Origin of the sequence: Kribbella sp. NPDC004875, from assembly GCF_042873375.1 — a bacterium.
Lineage (GTDB): Bacteria > Actinomycetota > Actinomycetes > Propionibacteriales > Kribbellaceae > Kribbella.
The window spans coordinates 904,520-924,003 of sequence record NZ_JBIALI010000002.1; the positions used below are offsets into that span (position 1 = coordinate 904,520).

The window sequence follows — 19,484 nt, forward strand, 5'->3', positions numbered from 1 at the left end:
GTTCGTCATCGCGCTCACGGCCCGGCCAGCGTCGGGCCGTGGCTGCTCGGTGTAATCGTCCGGCCCGCGCCACCGGTCGACGGTCTGGCGCGGTGCTCGGGCGGCGGCGCCAGGGTCCGCGCGGCCGTCGTGTAGTCCAGCGCCTTCAGCACGTCCCGGGGTACGCCGGCCTGCTCGAGCTCGGCGGACACCTTGGCGTTGAAACTGCCTTCGGGCGCCGACGTGTTGTAGAGCCGCCGCAGGTCGACGCGCCCCTCGGCCATCTGCACCACGGTCGGGTGCAGCGTCGCGAACGCGGACGCGAATCCACCGTCGTTCACCCCGAGCAACATCGGCGGCGTGCCCTTGCTGCGATCACCCGGAAGCGCCTGGTACAGGCGCTCCGTGCCGTCGTCCTCCCGGACCTTCAGCACGACCGGCTTCCCGGTGGTCCGCGCCCGGTCGATCGCGTCCAGGAGCGGACGGTACGGCTGGTAGACGCGCCCGGACTGCCCCTGCCGGTACTCGGTCGTGGTGATGTCCGGCCGGCCGAGCTTCTCCGGCACGGCCTGCAGCCGGGTGCTCGCGAGCACGCTGTCGAGCGAGGCGCCGGCCTCCATCTGCCGCAGACCCTCGAGGAACTGGTGCCGCAGCATCCGGACGTACAGCTGGCCGGAGGCGAGGCCCTGCACGTGGTCGGTCTTCCTGGTGACCGGTTCGCCACGACCGTTGTCGGTGGTGGTCCGGATCGTGGCGTCGTACTGGATCGGGATCCGGACGGTCACCAGCTGGCCGTCGGCGAACCGGCTGAGCTCGAACCGGGTGCCCTTGCCTTCGCTGACGCCCTCCTTGACCTGCTCACCCATCGAACCGCTGACCGCGGCGATCCCGCCGTCCACCGTGAGCGGGGTACGCCGGTTCCTGGTCGAGCCGGTGCGGGGCACCTTCTGGCGCCGCCAGACGTGTCCCTGCTGGCCCTCCATCTGATCACCGGTCAGCTCCCAGCCGACCGGTCTGGCGGTGACGTTGACGCTGATCATGGTCTTCCCGTTGCCGGGTTTGGCCAGCGGGGGGAGGTCGATGCCGCCGTCGAGCAGCCGCCCGACCTTGGCCTTCACCGCGCTCGCCTTCAGCATCGGCCGGACGACGTGCCGGTACTCCGCCATTCCGGCCCGGCCGAGCACGTCGGGCCGCCGCAGGTACGCGGTCAGGTTGTCGTACAGCTCGTCCTGCCGCTTCGCACCCTGGCCGTGCGACACGTACCGCAGGACGCTCGCGCCCTCGGGCAGCTGGATCCCGCGGTGCTCGGCCCGCTCCTCGAGCGCCTGCGCCTTCTCCGCGGGTCGCGGACCGTCCTTCAGTTCGTCGGTCGGGATCGTCGTCCGGAGCACCGCGCGCACCTCGCGGCGCGACGACCTGCTGGTGATGTCGGCGGGGTCGATCCGGCCGAGCTGCCAGCGGGCGCTGGCCATCGCCGCCGCGCCGGCTTTGTGGACACGCACCACCTCGGTGGTGAACACGATCGTCCGCTCGGCCATGGTCTTCTTGCCGTGGACCAGCCGCCGGATGTTCGTGTTCTGCGTACTGTCGGCGGAGGTGTTCGTCGTGGTCAGGTCCGTCGACAGTCCACCCGAGCCGTCGCCTAGCGCGGTCGGCGTACCGCCGCTGACGCCGCCGGTGATCGCCACGGTGCGGTTGGCGGTCTGGTCGATCTGCTCGTAGTCGTAGTCCTGCTTGGCGCCGACGGCCTTCACCGTCGGGATCCGCTCCTTGCCGTCGGCGTCCTTGAGGATGTTGCCGTGCTCGTCGGTCGGGACGGACTTGACCGTGATGTCGCCCTCGAAGCGTGCCCACACCTTGACGAACAGCACGTCGGGCCGCTGCTGCCCCGGCAGCGGTACCTCGATCGCGAGCTCGGCGCCGGCCGGGCTGAGCATGTCCTCGAGGTGGCCTTGGTAGCTGTCCTTGGTGAGGCGGGTTTCCAGCGCGTGCTGGAGCTGCTTGCTGGCGTCACGCAGGCCGGGGGCGATCTCGTCGATCTGCGGCCCGGCCAGCACGGTGAGGTCGACCAGCTGGTCCGGGTCGCTCTCGAGCCGCACCGACTCGACCTCGCCGGCGCCGAGGCTCCCGTCGTACACCGGGGAGGTGTGCATCACGCGGGCCTGCTGGGCGAGTACGTCGGCCGCCTGCATGGCCGCCGTCAGTTGTTCGTCCGCCCCCAGGCCCGGCGCAGGCTGGGCACCGGTCTGCTCGTTCAGCTTGGCCGCGAACCGCTCCGGCGTGTGAGTGGCCGCGAGGCCGGTGTCGACACCGGCTTTGTCCTGCCGGTACCGGTGCACGAAACCGAGCGCGACGTCCGCGTCCATCGTCGTCCGGTCGTTCAGGTACCGCTCGGCGACGTCTGTGGTGACCCAGAGCGGCAGGTCCAGCTTCCCGCTCGCGTAGAGCTCCAGAGCCCGCCGCTCGGCCATCGACTTCTCGGCCATCGCCTCGGGCAGCGCGACGGTCCTGACGACCTTCCCGTTGTGCACGATGTCGGCGTACATCCGGTACCGTTCGAGGAACTCGTGGTGCGTGCCGGGGTTGATCAGCAGCCGCTCTTCGCCGGACGTCTCGCTGACCGTGGTCGACTGCGACGTACCGCCGGTCCGGCCGCCCGAGAGGCCACCGGACTGCGTGGCACCGTCGGCAGCGACCGATCCGCCGCCCGCCTCCACGCTGAAACCGCCGGACTTCGACGTCCCGGAGGTGTAGCCCACGTCGGTCATCGTGAAGTTGATGTCGACGGTGTTGTCCTGCGTCATCGCGACGTGCGTCAGGCTGATCGGCTCGCCGCGGATCACGATCTCGTACTCCTGCGGGAGGATCGTGCCGTCGGTGAGCGCGTGCAGCGGGTTGCCCGGCGCCTGGACCACGGTGAACGGCAGCCGGTAGCTCCCGTTCATCCACTCGCGGTTCGCCATCAGGCTGTTCGGCGACAGCGCCTCGTGCAGCGCCGCGGTCGAGTCCGCACGGATCGCGGGGATCGCGGCACAGAGCTCGTCCGCCGCGTTCCCGGCGTCGACCGCGAACGGCACCGCCTGCTCGACGGCCGACGGGTGCGGCGGCTTCGGGTTCTTCTCGAACACCGGCGCCGCGGCTGTGGTCAGCGAGCTCGGGTACCCGACGTCGACGCTGCCGCGGACGTCCGCCAGCAGCGGGCCGTCGCCGCGGTTGGTGATCTCCGCGAACGTGAACCGGACCTTCTTCCGGAGGTGGTGGATCGGCTCGGTGCTCTCACCCAGGCCGACCCGGTTGAGCCGCTCTCCGGCGGTGTACGTCGTACTCCGGCCGGCGGCGTTCCGGCTGAACTTCACGGCGACCTTCGCCATCCAGCCCCGGACGCCCTTCTCCGGGCCGTGCTTGGCCTCGACACCGGCCGAGAGGGGAAGCGACTTGGACCGTCCGATGGTGCGCTGGGTGGCCCGCGAGCTGATCCCCAGCAGTACGGCGCTCTCGCTCGTACTCGTCCCGAGATCCTCGACGTCGTACGACTCGGACCGCTCGTCGTAGTCCGGCGTGGCCGACAACCGGAACGGCCGCCAGCGCGGCGCACCGGCGAGCCCACGGTCCTCCAGGACGACGATCAGACCGCCCTGCGCGGCCTGGTTGAAGCCGGCCTCCATCCGTGGTGCGTTGATCTGCTGCTGGATGCGCTCCCAGTTGGCCCGCTGCCACGGCGTACTGCGCTCGCCGGGGCGCGGAACCAGGCCGAGTTCACGCAGCCCGGCCAACGCCTGGTCGCGGGTCTCCTCGGCACCCTGCAGGTTCTGCGGCATTCCCCGGCCGGTGCCGCGCAGCTGGTACTTGCCGTTGCCCATCCACGGCGGTGCGTGGTGCGGAACCGTTGACGGTTCCGGGTCGCCACGCAGCAGTACCCGGCCCTTGTGCAGCTTGACGCTGCCGTCGGATTCCCGCTGTACGGCGTTCTTGTCCGCGCGGCCACCGGCCCGGAGCAGGTCGTTCTCCGGGATCCGCAGCAGGCCCTGGACCAGGTCCCGCTCGACGATCGGCGGCCGCTTGTCGCCGACCTTGTGCAACGTCGCCTTCGCCCGGAAGCCGAGCAGCACACCCTGGGTCGGGCCCTCGTTGCGCTGCACGCTCGGGACGATCGTGGTCATGCTGGTGGTCTGGCCGCCCTGGCGGGACACGTTGCGCCCGGCGGACACCCGCGGCCCGAGGTTCACACCTGACCCGGCGACGTCGTTCAGCGCATTCGCACCGGCTGCGAGGTGCCCCGGGTCCGGGACGCCCGGGAAGCCGATCGAACCGCTGCCGGTCAGGGAGGTGCCGTAGATCTGGCCGGCGTTGATGCCGCCGAAATCGACGAGCACCTCCTCCTGCCACATCTCAGCGCTGGACTCGCCGACGAGTTCCGCCGTACCCCAGACGGGCTCGAGTTCCCAGGTGAGCTCGTACTCCGAGTTGTCGCCGTTGGTGAACCGCCGGGTGATGCCGCCCGGCTGGGTCATTTCGCGGAGCAACCGGTGCGAGTCGTTCTCGATCAGGCCGGCGATATGCCCGTAGGCGACCTGGTCCAGGTCGCCGTACTGCTGCTGGGCGCGCGCGACCAAGCGGTCGGTGACGCCTTGCAGACCGGTGAAGCTGGTGACCGTGTGCCGTGGGAACACTCCCGTGACCTGATCGCCGTACCCGAGCTCGGCCAGCGAGACCGTCTCCGCCGGGGGCTTCACGGTGTACGCGCTCGACACCCAGGTCTGCTGCCGCTCGAGATCGACGGTCTCGACCGGCGACCACGGCTCGGTGGGGGAGCTGCGCACCTCGATCTCGAGGACGCCGTCCCACTCGTACAGCAGGGACTCGCCGCGCATCACGTCGACCCAGCCGGACTGGTAGTGCGCCGTGGCGCCACCGGTCTCGGCCAGCGTGCGACCGCGGGTCACCTCGACCTTGGGCGAGATGAGCTGCGCGGCGGCGTGCACCGGCGTACCCGGAGCGGCCAGTGCGAGGACCGGCCCCAGGTTCACTCCGACGGTCTGACTCGTCGAGTGGGTGTTCGTGGTGGCGATGCTCATGCCACCCTCGCCGAGCGTGCCGGACATCTGCTCGGCCAGCTCGAAGTCGCGGGTGGTGAGCTCGCGGATGTTGCGCGGCCGCATCCGCAGCCGCACCTGCGGCATCTTCGACAGCGGGTCGTCCGGGCTGCCCGGGATCGAGAACACCATGCCGTCCTCGGCCAGCAACCGGCGGTACTCCGCGCTCGGCAGTGGCTGGGGGCCGCGGGTCGGCAGCTTGCCCTTGATCCGGTGCGCGGCCAGCGCCTGGTTGATCCGGTCGACCGGCAGCTTGACCGGCTCGCCCTCGGGCACGCCGGTCCGCAGGAAGTCCTTGGCCGGCAGCGCCGCGTCGCGACTGGTCTGGAACAGCCCGACCTGGTGCTCGGCCGCTGCTGCCTGCGCCACGATCTGGGACTGCGGGGCGCCGCCGTCGATGTCGCTCAGCAGCGACCGGTAGCTCTCCAGGGCCAGCTGGGCCTCGACTGCCGCCACGCCGTACCCGTCGCGGATCTCGGTGTGCCGCTCGGCCTTGTGCCGCAGCCCGGAGGCCGTCTTGCGCAGCACCCGGGCGCGCTCGGCGGCACCGATGTCGAGCTGCTGCTCCTCGGCATCGGCCGCCTCGTCGAGCTTGTCGGCCTGCTTCTTGGCGTCTTCGGCCGTGTCGTTCTTGGTGTCGGACTGGTCCTCGAGCTCCGCGACCGTGGACTCGAGAGACTCGATCTGGGCGACGACCTGGGCGCGCAGGTGGGCGTTGGTCCCGCGGGCCGGCTTGGCCTCGGCCTCGGCGCGGGCGGCGGCGATACCGAACGCGGCCGCTTCCGGGCTGACGATCGCCTCGGCGGTCCACGGGAGGGCCGGCTCGGAGCCGCCGTGCCTGCGGATCGTCCGGGCCAGGCCGGTCAGGTCGCGCTCGAGGTCCGCGACGCTGCGCGGGCCACTCGGCCGGCCGAAGGCGAGGGTCTCGGTGCGGGCGTCGTGCCAGTCCCGGACCAGCACCTGGTAGGCAGCGTGGTCGGCCTGCAGCCGGCGGTCGCGGCGCTCGTGTCCGAACGCGGAGCGGAGCCTGCCGAGGATGCCGCGCGGGCGGCCCGCCTCGGCGGCCGCGATCTCCTGTGTCATCTGGGCCAGCTGATGCGTCCAGACGTGCCGGAGCTGCGCGTCCGCGACCTGCGAGGAGATCCGCAGGATGTGCGGGTCGGACGCCGTACCGGACCGGATGATGCCCTGGCCCATCGCGCCGAGCGTGGTCTGGCCGATCTCGACCTGGACGTGCTGCGGTACGGCGGTCGCGGTCGTCCGCAGGACCGCCTGGTTGTTCTGGAAGTCGACGTCCGGCGCATCGGTCAATGACCCGGACAGGTCGACCTGGTTCAGCGCCAGCAACCCGCGGAGTGCGCGCGCCTCGTCCAGCGGGGGAGAGGACTCTGTTCGTCCCTCGGCACCGGTCACCAGGCCCGTGCCGCGGATCTGCGAGGTCCACAACCTCCGTCCGTACCCTCGCGCTCTCCGGTGGTTGTTACCGACCTGAGGTCGATGCCGTCCGGCGCGCTGCGGTGGCGGTGGACTCAGCCCGACCAGCTGCGCGTCCCGGCTGATCGTCGCCGACGCCGTCAGGATCTCGGACGGTGGGACCGGCCGATCCTCGCCGGCCAGGCGCTGCAGCCGGGCGGCTGCTTCGGGGTCGTCCGCCGCGCCGGCGCTGAGCGCGACCCGCAGCATCGCTTCGCCCTCGGTACGGCGGGATTGGTCCAGTCCCGGTCCGCGCAGGAACCGGTCGAGCGCGTCGGTCGCGCCCCGGGCCGGTGACTCGTCGCGCGCCCGCGCGATCTCGGCCCCGAGGACCCCGACCGCCTCGGCGAGCAGCCGGTCGTTGGACACGTGGTCCGCGGCCCGGCGGGCGAGCAGCTCCTCGAGCGAGCGCAGTACCCGCGCCGCCAGTACGTCGTCGTGCCGGTTCAACCAGACCCGGCCGTCCCGCAGCGGAATCGCCTGCGGGTGCAAGATCCCCAACGCGGCACCGGCGGCCCAGCGGGCACGGTCGGCCGCGGTGGGCGGCGACGTGGGTGTGACCAAGCGACTCAGCCCCCTCCCGTGTGTCCAGGTGATCACCAGTTGTCACCAGGACGTCCTACTAATTCTGGAATCTAGCAAACAAATGGTTACTCGCCAGCTACTCGAAGCACGCGAACTGTTAACGATTTACGCCCGAGTGGCCCCTAGGATCGACGCCATGGTCGACCGGCTCGGTTCCTCACAGTGGAGTGTCTCCGAAGCGCGCAGCATGGTCGCGCGGTTACGGCATGTCGCGAACGACGGACCGGAGTACGACGGTGTGGAGCTGTTCCTCGCGCTCTGTACCTATCTGGATCAGATCCACGGCGGGATCGGGTTCGACTACGTCTTCACCGGGGCCGAGCGGACCGCGCTGGCGGACGCCGTACGTGAGGTCCGGGGGAATCAGCCGGTGCCCGATCCGCGCGGCGAGCGGCTGGTCCAGCCGGTGAACGCGGCGGTCACTTTGGTGGACGGACGGGCCCTGACAACCTGGCTGGAGGCACAGAGCGGATGGCAGCAGCAGGTCGGCTACGCACTCCGTGCGCTGTACACCTATCTAGACCAGTTGTACGGGGGTCCGGGCGCCTTCAACGAGCTGCTGACCACCCTGGAACGCAAGCGGGTCGCGGCCAGGTAACGGCACCGGCCTGCCGCCACGTGTGGTCCTACGCTGCCATTACGGTATGCGGGTGAGTCTCTCGTCCTCCACGCGTACTTCGTCCCAAGGGTCCCGGGCAGCGGGCCGATCGACGGGTGGTGGCCAGGCCCGCCTCCCCAGCAGCCGGGAACGGCGCCCCGCGCTCGCCGCGCTCGCAGTGATCCTGATCCTCCTCGGCGCCGCCGGCTCCGCGCTGATCGCGCTGAACAGTGGCAGCCGCTCGGACTTCGTCGCGGTCTCCGGTGACCTCGAACCCGGGCACAAGCTCGAGCGCAAAGACCTGTCCCGCGGCGACCTCGCCGGGGCGACCGGTGGTCTGATCCCGTGGTCGGAGGCCGACAAGTACATCGGTCACTACACGACGACCTGGCTCTACAAGGACCAGTTCGTCACCCCGAAGAACTTCACCAGCGACTCCAACCCGCCGGTCCCGACCGGCGGTGCGCTGGTGGGTGTCAGCCTGGAGGCCGGTCGCGCGCCGTCGGACGGGCTGAACGTGGGGGACATCGTGTCGGTGATCCGGGTCCCCACCGCCAACCAGGAGGGCGGTGCGTCGACACTGGTCACGGCGGCCGAGGTGACCTCGAGCGCGGGCGCGATCACGGACTCCAAGACCAGCGCCAACAGCTCGCTGAACGTGACGATCCTGATCCCGGACGACAAGGTCACGCTGGTCGGTGCGGCCGCGGCGTCCAAGTCGCTGATGCTGGCGAAGCTGTCCCCGGCCACCAAGCCCGAGGTCTCCCGGAACTCCGGAGGGCGTTGATGGCACTGGTGGCGTTGGCGAGCGCGAAGGGCTCGCCGGGAGTGACGACGGCCAGCCTCGTGTTCGGTGCCCTCTGGCCGCGGCAGGTGCTGCTGGCCGAGTGCGACCCGGCCGGTAGCGATGTCGCGATCCGGATGACCGGTCCGGGTGGCGCGGCGCTCAACTCCGACCGCGGGCTGGTCAGTCTGGCCGCCGCGAGCCGCAAGGGTCTCGGCGACGAGGTGATCCACGCGCACAGTCAGCAGTTGGACGGCGGACTCGACGTACTGCTCGGTGTTCGTTCGCCCGAGCAGGTGGGTGGCATGGGCGGTCTGTGGCATCCGCTCGGCATCTCGTTCAACCAGATGCACAACGGCGACGTACTGGCCGACTGCGGGCGCATCGGTGCGTCGTCGCCGCAGCTGCCGGTCATCCAGTCCGCACGCCTCGTCGTCCTCGTGTGTACGGCGACCGGCTCGTCCGTCGCGCATCTGCGGGAGCGGCTGTCCACACTGGTGCACCACGTCGACGCGCAGCTCGGTGTGGTCGTGGTGGCCGACCCGAAGCGCCGGGACGGCGTCAAGCAGGTGTGGACCGTGCTGGACGCGATGTCCGTGCCGGTGCGGCACCGGTGGCACCTGGCCTACGACCCGGCCGGTGCGGCGTTCTTCGACGGGCGTGGTCACGGCCGGCTCGACAAGACGCCGCTGATCCGGACGGCGACCGACATCACCGCGGAGATGGCGTCCCTGGTCGCCAGCCCGCCGCCGCAGGACTTCGACATGGCCAACGCGGCGTTCCCGCCAGGTGATTACCGGTGAGCGCGGACCAGGAGCTGGTCCGCAAGCTGCGCGTCCAGGTCGCCGAGCGGCTGAACGAGCAGCGCCGGCGCGACCAGGTGAACGGCGTACCTCCGATGAGCGCGGAGGACGAGCGGGAGTACGCGCGGTCGCTGATCGTGCAGGTGCTCGAGGACCACGCGCGGTACGAGCTGGCCGAGGGCCGGACGCCGCCGACCCCGGACGACGACGCGCAGATCGCCGGCGCGATCCACTCGGCGCTGTTCGGTGTCGGCCGGCTGCAGCCGCTGATCGACGATCCCGAGGTCGAGAACATCGACATCAACGGCTGCGACCAGGTCTTCGTGCAGTACGGCGACGGTCGCGAGGAGACCCCCGGCCCGGTCGCCGAGAGCGATGACGAACTCGTCGAGCTGATCCAGGTACTGGCCGCGCACGCCGGTCTGACCAGCCGCCCGTTCGACTCGGCCAACCCGCAGCTCGACCTGCGGCTGCCGGACGGCTCGCGGTTGTCCGCGGTGATGGGCGTGACCTCGCGGCCGGCGGTCTCGATCCGGCGTGCCCGATTGGGCAAGGTCTTCCTCCGCGACCTGGTGGCCAACGGCACCATCTCCGACGACGTCGGCTCGTTCCTGCGGGCGGCGGTCGCGGCCCGGAAGAACATCATGATCGCGGGCGCGACGAACTCCGGGAAGACCACCCTGCTGCGGGCGCTGGCCAACGAGATCCAGCCGCACGAGCGGCTGATCACGGTCGAGCGCTCGCTGGAGCTGGGGCTCGGCGAGTTCAAGGACCTGCACCCGAACGTGGTCGCGTTCGAGGAGCGGCTGCCGAACTCCGAAGGCGTCGGCGAGGTCACGATGGCCGACCTGGTCCGCCGCTCGCTCCGGATGAACCCGAGCCGGGTGATCGTCGGTGAGGTACTCGGTGACGAGATCGTGACGATGCTGAACGCGATGAGCCAGGGCAACGACGGCTCGCTGTCGACGATCCACTCGAACAGCTCGATGGAGGTGTTCAACCGGATCAGCACCTATGCCATCCAGTCGTTGGAGCGGCTGCCGATGGACGCCACCCAGATGCTGATCGCGGGTGCGCTCGACTTCGTCGTGTTCATCCGCAAGCACAACGACTACCAGCACGGCGGCGGCCTCAGCCGGTACGTCGAGAGCATCCGCGAGGTCACCGGATGGGACGGCCGGGTGCTGTCCGGCGAGGTGTTCGCCCCCGGACCGGACGGGCATGCCGCGGCGCACGCGCCGATCGCGTGCATGGACGAGCTCGAGCACTTCGGGTACCAGCCGCTCGTGCACGGGACCTGGGCGTGAGGCGATGAACGACAGGACTCTGGGGGCGCTGATCTGCGGCGCGGTCGTCGGCGGCGCGGTACTGCTGCTGATCGTCGCGATCCGCGGCACCGAGCGCAAGGACGAGACACCGTCACTGTTCCGCAACCGCAGCGCCGAGAACCGGAAGAACCTGATCCGGCTCGGCGTCGGGATCGCGGTCGGTCTGATCGTGCTGGTGGTGACCCGCTGGCTGGTACTGGCGGTCGCGCTCGGCCTGCTGGCCGCGATGGCGGACCGCTTCTTCGGGGGCACCGGCGAGGAGCGTCGCGCGATCGACCGGCTGGAGGCGCTGGCCACCTGGACCGAGGCGCTGCGGGACACGATCGCCGGCGCGGTCGGTCTGGAGCAGGCGATCCCGGCGACCGCGGTGAACGCGGCCCCGGCGATCAAGCCCGGCCTGAACCTGCTGGTCGACCGGCTGCGGATCCGTGAACCGTTGCCGTCGGCCCTGATGCGGTTCGCCGACGACCTGAACGACCCCTCCGCGGACCTGATCGTCGCGGCCCTGGTGCTGAACGCCCGGCTCCGTGGTCCGGGTCTGCGCGAGGTGCTCAGCGCGCTGGCCGACTCGGCCCGCGAGGAACTCGACGTACGGCGGAAGGTCGCCGCGGAACGCCGCTCGACCCGGCGCAGTGTGCAGGTGGTGGTCGCGATCACGCTGGTGATGGCGGCGGGACTGGTGCTGTTCAACCCGACGTACATGCAGCCGTACACGAGCTTCATCGGGCAAGTGGTGTTGGCGGTCGTGATCGGGCTGTACGCGCTCGGACTGCTCTGGCTGCGGCGGCTCGCGAAGATCGAGGTACCGGAGCGATTCCTGATCGGCGTCAACCACGACCGGCGGGTCAACCGGTCGGGCGACGAGCGGATGGAGGTGGTGAGCGGATGACGTGGGCCTTCCTCACCGGTGGGATCGCCGGGCTCGGCGCCTACTTCGCGGTCCGGATCTTCATCAAGCCCCGGGCGAACGTGCTGTCCACGATCGCGCGCATCGACGCGGGCCGCGGCGGGTACGCCGGTGGCGCGACGACCAGCGCGGCGGGCGAACGGGTGCTGGGCGGTGTCGACCGGGCCCGGGAGACGCTGGGCCGGCGGCTCGAGATGGAGGCGAACGCGCGCGGCTGGGCGTTCGGCAAGTTGCGCCGCGACCTGGCGGTGATGAACCAGCCGTTCGCCGCGATGCTCGCCACCAAGGTGTTCTTCGCGCTCGGCGCGCTGATCTTCATCCCGATCGTGCTGTTCCTGTTCTCCGCGATCGGTCTCACCGCGCCCGGTGCGGCGCCGGCGATCGTGACGCTGGCGTTCATGGCGCTGGCGTTCTTCCTGCCGGACCTTGCGCTGCGCCAGGAGGCCGAGAAGCGGCGGCGGGACTTCCGCCACGTCGTCGGGTCGTTCCTGGACCTGGTCGCGATGAACCTGGCCGGCGGCCGCGGTCTGCCAGAGGCCCTGATGACCGCGTCCACCATCGGTGAACACTGGGCGATGGCCCGGATCCGGCAGGCGCTGGCGAACGCGCGGCTGATCGGCATCACGCCGTGGGACGCGATGGCCCGGCTCGGCGAGGACCTGGGCGTCGACGAACTCCGCGACCTGGCGTCCGCGCTGGCGCTCGCGGGCGACGAGGGCGCGAAGATCCGCGCCTCACTGCTGGCCCGGGCGGCGTCGCTGCGCCGCAAGGAGCTGGCCGACGTGGAAGGCAAGGCGGGTGAGCGCTCTCAGTCCATGCTGGTCGCGCAGCTCGTCATGATCGCGGCGTTCTTTCTGTTCCTGGCCTTCCCTGCCGGTGTGGCGATCCTGGGAAGTTAGACCGAACGGTGATCAGGGCAAGGGATCCAGAAGGCGGAATCGTCCGTCTGACACGGCATACTGAGGCCTGCTTCGGCCTCACGATTCGGAAGGCATGCGGATGATCTCGGAGTTGATGTTCTGGCGGGCCATGGCCGGCTACGCGGTGGCGCGGGCACAGACCCAGCGCGCCCGTGCACGTGCGGGGCAGACCGACCTGGGCGCCTCCGCACTCGAGTGGGCGATCATCTCGGCGATCCTGGTCGCCGCCGCTCTCGCGATCGGCGTGGTCGTGAAGCGCGTGATCAGCAAGCGCACCGCCGAGATCGACCAGGGCTGACGTCCACCGTGGCCCGGCGGCGTACGCCGCGAAGATCGGCGCGGAGACGGTCGGAGCGAGGAGTCAGCACGCTGGAGCTGGCGATCCTCGCCCCGGCGATCCTGGCGTTGATCTTCGTCTCCATCCAGACCGCCCTCTGGCTGTACGGGCGTTCCGTCGCGCTGAACGCGGCGCAGGAGGGCGTGTCCCGGCTGCGGCTCGTGCAGCCGCCGGTCTACACCACGGCCGTGGGGGAGAAGGTCCGTTCGGACATCCAGTCGTACGCGCAGCAGCTCGGCGGGACGACGCTGCAGAACACCAGCGTCCCGTTCCCGTCGTACAACAGCCCGGAAGGCATGGTCTCGTTCACGGTGACCGGTGACACCGTCTCGCTGGTGCCCGGCCTGAAGCTCAAGGTGACCCGGACCGCCACCGGCCCGATCGAACAGTTCCAAGCCGACAAGTGAGTGTGAGGATGAAGCGGAAGCTGGGGATCCGTGAGCAGTGCGGCACGATGGCGCTGGAGATGGTGATCCTTGCCCCGGTGCTGCTCGCGCTGTTCATGTTCCTGCTCGCCTGCGGGCGGTACTTCCAGACCTCGTCGCTGCTGGAGAGCGCGGCCCGCGACGGTGCCCGGAGCGCCAGCCAGGCGCGTTCGTTGCCCGAGGCGCAGACGCGCGTCGACCAGGCGGTCAGCGGCACGATGGCGCAGGGGGTCAAGTCCTGCAAGGAGTCCGCGGCCGGCTCCATCACCACCGGCTTCGTGGCCGGCCAGCCGCTGTCGGTCGAGGTCACCTGCACGATCAACTACCGCGACCTCGGCCTCCTCGGCCTCGGCGGCGACACGAAGATCACCAAACGCTTCACCTCCTCCCTCGACCCGTACCGGGGGGTGCGCGGTGAAGGCTCCTGACCCCGCCCCCGCGGAGTCCGCGTCGGGTGCGCCTGCGGTTTCCGCGCCGGTGGCATCTGTCGTCCCTCCACCCGCCCCCGCGGAGTCCGCCCCGGGTGCGCCTGCGGTTTCCGCGCCGGTGGCATCTGTCGTCCCTCCACCCGCCCCCGCCGACTCCGTCGCCGCGGCTCCCGTCAATCCCACCGTCGCGGGAGCTGCCGCGGAGCGGCAGCGGTCGCGGGTTGTGGAGTTCTTGCGGATCGATGCGCCTGGCAACCACCGGTTGTTCGCCCGGGGTGCGTTGAGCCCGGCGGTGGCGATCCTCGCGGTGATGATCTTCACCCTGGCCGGCCTGGTGATCGACGGCGGCCGCCAGCTCGGCGCCCGCTCCCGCGCGGTCGGCTACGCCCAGGAGGCCGCCCGCGTCGGCGCCGCCGCGATCCAGCTCAACGTCGCCGAGGCGAAGATCGACACCACTAAGGCCGCCGCCGCGATCTCCACGTTCTGCGGCCAGGTGCAGTCGAACGACCCGGCCGTGACGTCCTGCGGCCCGACCACGCTGACCGACAAAGAGGTCGCGATCCAGGTCGACATCAACAACAAGACCACCTTCCTCGGCCTGATCGGCAAGAACTCCCTCAAAGCCGTCGGCACCGGCGAAGCCCACGCCGAACAAGGTGTCGACAAGGCCGACGACAGCCCGACGATCCCCCCGATCGTCGTGAACTCGACCCCGCAGGGCCCCGGCGCACCGACCTCCATCGCGAACCCGCCGACTATCGACCTTCCGTGCCCGACCTGGACGGTCGGCTCACCTACCCCGACCTGGACCCTGTCGCCGTTCCCGTTCCCCCGTACCTGCAAGCCGAACGTGACCCCCAGCCCGGACCCGTCGTCACCCACCACGCCGACGGACAGCCCGTCAGGCCCCACCTCGAGCGCGCCGACGAGCACGCGCTAGACCCCTGGAGGACTGTTTTTCGTGCGTAGGATTGCCCTCCCGGCCCTCGTGCTGATCGGCGTAGCTCTGCTGAGCGCCTGCGGTAAGAACTCCAACGACGGCGGCCTCCCGCAGCCAGTCGGCGGCGGCTCCGGTACGACGACCTCGGCGGACACCCCGCCCACGCCACCGAAAACCACCAGCGCGCCGACCGTGCCCGCCACCACCGCCAAGCCCACGACGGCCCCCAAAGGCCAGGTGATCGTCAAAGCCGGGAACTACGCCTCCAACCCCGCCGTCCAAGGCCTCGTGACGATGTATCCGCTCTACTTCCAGGCGCTCGTGTCGCGCGACGACACGATCCTGAAGAAGCGGTTTCCGGCGTTCTTCTACGCCGACGTGGCCGAGGGCATCCAGGACGCCAAGCGCAACGGCTGGGTCATGCGCCCGCCGGGCAGCGTGGTCGTCGTCGGCGTGCAGAAGACCAGCGACACCACGGTCGCGGTGCGGACGTGCCGCTCACAGACCACGCAGTACTGGGATCCGAAGGGCAAGAGGTGGACGGTCGTGACGCCGAAGGGCTCGCCCGAGGTGATCGAGATGGTGATGTCGGGCATCGGCTGGCTGCCGTACCGGCTGGCCTCGGCGGCCGGCGTGAACTGTGCGAGCGTGCACTATCCGGCCTAGATCGGAACGAGAGATTTCAGGTTGCGAAGAGGTGACGAGGCACTCGGCAACGGGCATGATGCCCCTGGCCGAAGATAATCTGCGGGAAGACGAGTCTGGGGAGTGAGGATGCACAACCGAGTAGGCCGCACACTGCTCGTCCTGAGCGCAGTTCTCGCATTACTCACGATCGGCCCCGCGACAACAGCCTCGGCCGACACCATCCAGACCGGCAACAGCGTCTGCAGCATGTATGTGAACTCTGTCGGGTTCGGCTCGTACTGCAGTTCCGGCGCGGCCTACATGGGTGGCAACAACCCGCCGCCCACCTGGCGGGCGAGACTGGCCGGCCGGCCGTTCGTGCCCTGCCGGGACTTCCCGATCCCGAAGGGGATCCGGTTGCCGAAGGCCCCGGACGGCAAGAAGTGGGTGCTCCGGGTGACTATCACCGGCTACAAGCTCGACACCTACAACGGTGGCCCTGAAGCACACCTGGAGCGCGCTTACGTGCCGGTCGGACCGGCCGAGGAGAACCAGTGCCCGTTCCCGGACTACATGGAGCCGTTCTGGTACTACTTCCAGACGAACTACCCGCCGCCGGCGCTGGTGGTGAAGCCGACCTTCACGCCGCGGGTGAACATTCCGGCGTTCTTCTCGCTCACCGCCGAGAGTTCGATGGCGTACGAACTCGACGGTACGCAGAGCAGCTATTACAGCCCGGGACACAACCTGACGATGCGCGGCATGGTCGTCGAGTTGAAGATCGATCCCGGGGACGGTACGCCGCCGTTCACCTGTAAGACAGGGATGACGCCCGTTGACGAACCCGACGGGTACGACGAGTCACAAGATCCCTTTCACCAGATCAACACGTGCAAACACACGTATACGCGGTCCAGCGCCAGCCAGCCGGACGGCATGTACACGGTGAAACTGACGATCACGTGGGACGTGTCCTACTGGGTCGGCAAGGACGCCGACGGTTGGCATTCGATCGGCACGGCGGACGTGTCGGCGGTCCAGCGGCTGCCGGTGCAGGAAGTCGAGGCCATCGGTGGATGACCTGATCAGTGGTGCAGCAGTCGAGGGTGTGGCTGACGGTGGGGGTATGGAGGAGCGATGGTAAGGACGAATGAGCCGGTGCGGGCGGCGCGGTTGCCGCAGCGGGGGTCGGGGTCGCCGGGTGCGGACCGGCTGAAGGGGTTCGTCGCGCTGCTCGCGATTCTCGCGATAGTCGGCGGGGTGCCGTACGTGCTGCTGCGGTTCTTCGGTACGCCGTGGCCGGACAAGATCCCGAGCCGCGACGTACTGTTCAGCGAGCTGAGCATCGAGACCGTCCTCGGCATCATCGCGTTCTTCATCTGGGTCGCCTGGCTGCACTTCGTGATCTGCCTGATCGCGGAGGCGGTCGCCGAGATCAAGGGGCACGGGCTGTCCCCACGGGTGCCACTCGGCGGCGGCTCGCAGGCGCTGGCGCGGCGCCTGATCGGCACCGTCGTACTGATCGCCGCCGGGGCGGGCGTCAGCCTGCCGGTCGCGAGCGCGGTGACCACCAGCGGTCCGGCCGCGCCGACCGCCGTGACCACGCGGGACGGCAACGAACAGACTTCCGCGTCGCAGTTCCGCCAGACCGAGCCGGCAAGCAAGGTGCTCACGGGTCAGGGCAAGACGACCACCGGAGTCCGGACGAACCACGACCACAAGGGTCAGGTCGTCAAGTACACCGAGGTCCGTCCGCCGCAGGGCCGGAACTACGACTGCCTCTGGGACATCGCGGAGCGGTACCTGGGCGAAGGACGGCGGTACAAGGAGATCTACGACCTCAACAAGAACAAGCTGCAGCCCGACGGGCGCCGGCTGACCAACCCGGACCTGATCCTGCCGGGCTGGCAGGTTCGGCTGCCGGGGGACGCCAAGGGTCCGGGTGTGCACACGGTGCGGGTCAGCATCGAAGACCACACCACGAAGACCACGGTCACCCCGAAGACGACCGTCGAGAACCGGACCGTCGCGCGGCCCTCCACGAAGACCACGACCGAGACGAAGACCGCGGCGAAGCCGACTGCTCCGGGGCGGTACTCCGAGAAGAGCATCGAGCGCGGTTCGTCGGTCGTCATCGGCAGCGCGACGAACGACCCGGGCGCGAAGAACGTCAAGCCGGGGGAGCCGCGCGTGACGGTCGAGCCGCACGCGCCGGGTACCGGCCAGAACGAGCACGGCGAGCCTGTCGGTGGCGGCACCCAGCTGCCGGATCCGGTGCCGGTCGCGGTCGACGAGGGCGGCTTCAGCCTGAAGGACGCGGGCATCTACGGGTTCGGTGCGACGCTGCTCGCGGCAGGTCTGGCGCTGGCGCTGAAGCGGCGCCGCGGCTGGGCGCAAGGCCCGGGCCCGAAGGCTGCTGGTCACCGGCAGACCGAGGTCGGCCTGCGGCTTGCCTCGGACGTGCCGACCGCGCAGTTCGTCGACAACTCGCTCCGCAAGCTCGGTGCTGACATGACGCAGTTGCGGCGCCCTATGCCGAAGGTCGTCGCAGCGCTGGTGACCGAGCGGGCGCTGACGCTGGTCCTCGACCCGTACGAGGCGCAGCCCGCCCCGCCCGGGCCGTGGCAGGCGATTGCCGAAGGCACCCGCTGGACGCTGCGCCGCGCGTACGGTCCGAGTGGCGAGGTGAACGCGCCGGCGCCGTACCCGACGCTGGTGACGGTCGGGCAGAACGCGGACGGCGCGACCGTGCTGATCGACCTCGACACCGCGAACGGGATCGTCGCGTTCGGCGGCGTCGGCAACGCGTCCCGCGATGTGGTCGGTTCGCTGGCCGTCGAGCTGGCGACCAACCTGTGGTCGGAGGGTGCGCACATCAGCATGGTCGGGTTCGGCGACGACCTGTCGTCGCTGGCGCCGACGCGGTTGAGCTACTGGGTCCGCCTGGACGACGCGATGGGCGAGGTGGCCCGGCGTACCGAGGCGCAGGTCCAGGCCTGCCAGCGGCGGAACATCGGCTCGGTGGCCGAGGCGCGGATGACGCATCCGGATGCGGCGCTGTGGGGTGCGGAGATCATCTTCGTGTCCGCGCCGCCGTCCCCGGAGGAGCAGGACCAGCTGAACCGGCTGGCCGCGGACACCAAGCGCAGCATCGCGGTGGTCGTGGTCGGCGACGTGCTGAACTCGCCGTGGCGGTTCGTCGTGGACGAGAAGAACCAGGCGGTCTGCCGGCTGCTCGGTCTCGAGGTCGACGCGCACAGCGTCAACCCCGAGCAGTTCGCGGATCTGGTCGCGCTGTTCGACGCGGCCGAGACCGATGCGCGGGACAAGCGGCGGTCCGAGCAGGACATGCCGGCGTACGAGTTCTCGGCGACGGACCTGAGTCAGCCCGCGCCGGTCGAGGTCGACCTGCTCGGTCCGGTCGAGGTGGACGCGCGTGGCGCGATCGACGAGGGCCGGGTGGCGCTGTCGACAGAGATCATCGCGTTCCTCGCCAGCCAGGACTACGGCGTACACCCGAACGTGCTCGCCGGTGCGATCTGGCCGCGGGGCATCAGCGAGGAACTGCGGGACTCCGCGCTGGAGCACACCCGCCGCTGGGTCGGCGTCGACGCGATGTACGCCGACGAGTCGGGCCGCTGGATGCTGAACCGCAGCGTCGTCCGGGTCGACTGGGACGTGTTCCGGACGCTCGCCAAGCAGGCGTCGATGATGGAGGACCCGCGCGGCGCGCTGTCGACAGCGCTCAGCCTGGTCCACGGGCCCGCGTGGTCGAACCTGCCTGGGGGCCGGTACTCGTGGCTCGCCGCGTCCGGCATCGAGCGCCGGATGGCGGAGGCCGTCGTCGACGCCGCGCTGCGGCTCGCCGAGGCGTCCCTCAGCCACAATGACGGCAACCTGGCCCGCACGGCCCTCCAGACCGGCCTGAGCTTCTCGCCGGCCTCGGAGGAACTCTGGCGAGCCACCCTCCGCCTGGCGTCCCACTTCGGCACCACGTCGGACGTCACCAACGTGGCCACCCAGATGTACGCCGCCCTCACGAAGCACGGCGGCCCCCGCGGCCCCGAGTCCGAAACCGACGCCCTGGTCGACGAACTCCTCCCCGGCTACCACCGCCCCGCCCAGGTCGCCTGACCCCCTACCCGACAACCCTCCAACTCAAGGGGCATCCCCCGAGCTGGAGGGTTGCCCCTCGAGAATCTGAGGGGGCAACCCTGCGAGTGAGGGGGCATCCCTCGAGTTGGAGGGTTGCGCCCC

14 protein-coding genes are annotated in these 19,484 nt (G+C 70.2%); 13 read left to right on the top strand and 1 reads right to left on the bottom strand.

Annotation, left to right across the window (positions count from 1 at the left end; genetic code table 11):
• Positions 1-14 precede the first annotated feature (14 nt).
• Positions 15-7,109, bottom strand: coding sequence for a hypothetical protein (locus tag ACFYRH_RS15355; protein ID WP_387774160.1), 7,095 nt, complete (start codon positions 7,107-7,109; stop codon positions 15-17).
• A 157-nt stretch (positions 7,110-7,266) separates the two neighbouring features.
• On the opposite strand from ACFYRH_RS15355, the gene ACFYRH_RS15360 reads away from it, so the two are divergent.
• The 13 genes from ACFYRH_RS15360 (at position 7,267) to ACFYRH_RS15420 (ending at position 19,361) form a co-directional block, all read left to right on the top strand.
• The gene (locus ACFYRH_RS15360) at positions 7,267-7,728 is read left to right on the top strand and encodes a hypothetical protein (protein WP_387774163.1); all 462 of its coding nucleotides are present in this window, start codon (positions 7,267-7,269) and stop codon (positions 7,726-7,728) included.
• 46 nt (positions 7,729-7,774) lie between these two features.
• Positions 7,775-8,515, top strand: coding sequence for a hypothetical protein (locus ACFYRH_RS15365; protein ID WP_387774166.1), 741 nt, complete (start codon positions 7,775-7,777; stop codon positions 8,513-8,515).
• Positions 8,515-9,315: a hypothetical protein gene (locus ACFYRH_RS15370; protein ID WP_387774169.1), complete on the top strand. Its 801-nt coding sequence runs from the start codon at positions 8,515-8,517 to the stop codon at positions 9,313-9,315. Before ACFYRH_RS15365 ends, ACFYRH_RS15370 begins: the two co-directional genes overlap by 1 nt.
• A complete protein-coding gene (locus ACFYRH_RS15375; protein ID WP_387774172.1) occupies positions 9,312-10,622 on the top strand; it encodes a CpaF family protein in 1,311 nt (436 codons plus the stop codon). Before ACFYRH_RS15370 ends, ACFYRH_RS15375 begins: the two co-directional genes overlap by 4 nt.
• A gap of 4 nt (positions 10,623-10,626) precedes the next feature.
• Entirely contained in the window at positions 10,627-11,532 is a 906-nt protein-coding gene (locus ACFYRH_RS15380) for a type II secretion system F family protein (RefSeq protein WP_387774175.1), read from the top strand.
• Positions 11,529-12,449, top strand: coding sequence for a type II secretion system F family protein (locus ACFYRH_RS15385; protein ID WP_387774178.1), 921 nt, complete (start codon positions 11,529-11,531; stop codon positions 12,447-12,449). The genes ACFYRH_RS15380 and ACFYRH_RS15385 overlap by 4 nt, the downstream gene beginning before the upstream one ends.
• Before the next feature lie 94 nt (positions 12,450-12,543).
• Positions 12,544-12,768: a hypothetical protein gene (locus tag ACFYRH_RS15390; protein ID WP_387774181.1), complete on the top strand. Its 225-nt coding sequence runs from the start codon at positions 12,544-12,546 to the stop codon at positions 12,766-12,768.
• An 8-nt stretch (positions 12,769-12,776) separates the two neighbouring features.
• Positions 12,777-13,214 (top strand): TadE/TadG family type IV pilus assembly protein, encoded by a 438-nt coding sequence (locus ACFYRH_RS15395; RefSeq protein WP_387774184.1) that lies wholly within the window; start codon positions 12,777-12,779, stop codon positions 13,212-13,214.
• Positions 13,215-13,222: 8 nt separating this feature from the next.
• Positions 13,223-13,660 carry a TadE/TadG family type IV pilus assembly protein gene (locus ACFYRH_RS15400; protein WP_387774187.1) on the top strand — a complete coding sequence of 146 codons (438 nt, stop codon included), beginning with the start codon at positions 13,223-13,225 and terminating at the stop codon, positions 13,658-13,660.
• A 223-nt stretch (positions 13,661-13,883) separates the two neighbouring features.
• Positions 13,884-14,600 carry a pilus assembly protein TadG-related protein gene (locus ACFYRH_RS15405; RefSeq protein WP_387774190.1) on the top strand — a complete coding sequence of 239 codons (717 nt, stop codon included), beginning with the start codon at positions 13,884-13,886 and terminating at the stop codon, positions 14,598-14,600.
• Positions 14,601-14,621: 21 nt separating this feature from the next.
• Positions 14,622-15,266, top strand: a complete 645-nt coding sequence (locus ACFYRH_RS15410; RefSeq protein WP_387774193.1) for a hypothetical protein — start codon at positions 14,622-14,624, stop codon at positions 15,264-15,266.
• Between the two features lie 108 nt (positions 15,267-15,374).
• A complete protein-coding gene (locus ACFYRH_RS15415; RefSeq protein ID WP_387774196.1) occupies positions 15,375-16,307 on the top strand; it encodes a hypothetical protein in 933 nt (310 codons plus the stop codon).
• A gap of 57 nt (positions 16,308-16,364) precedes the next feature.
• On the top strand, positions 16,365-19,361 hold the full coding sequence (locus ACFYRH_RS15420) for a hypothetical protein (protein ID WP_387774198.1): 2,997 nt from the start codon (positions 16,365-16,367) through the stop codon (positions 19,359-19,361).
• The last annotated feature ends 123 nt before the right edge of the window (positions 19,362-19,484 follow it).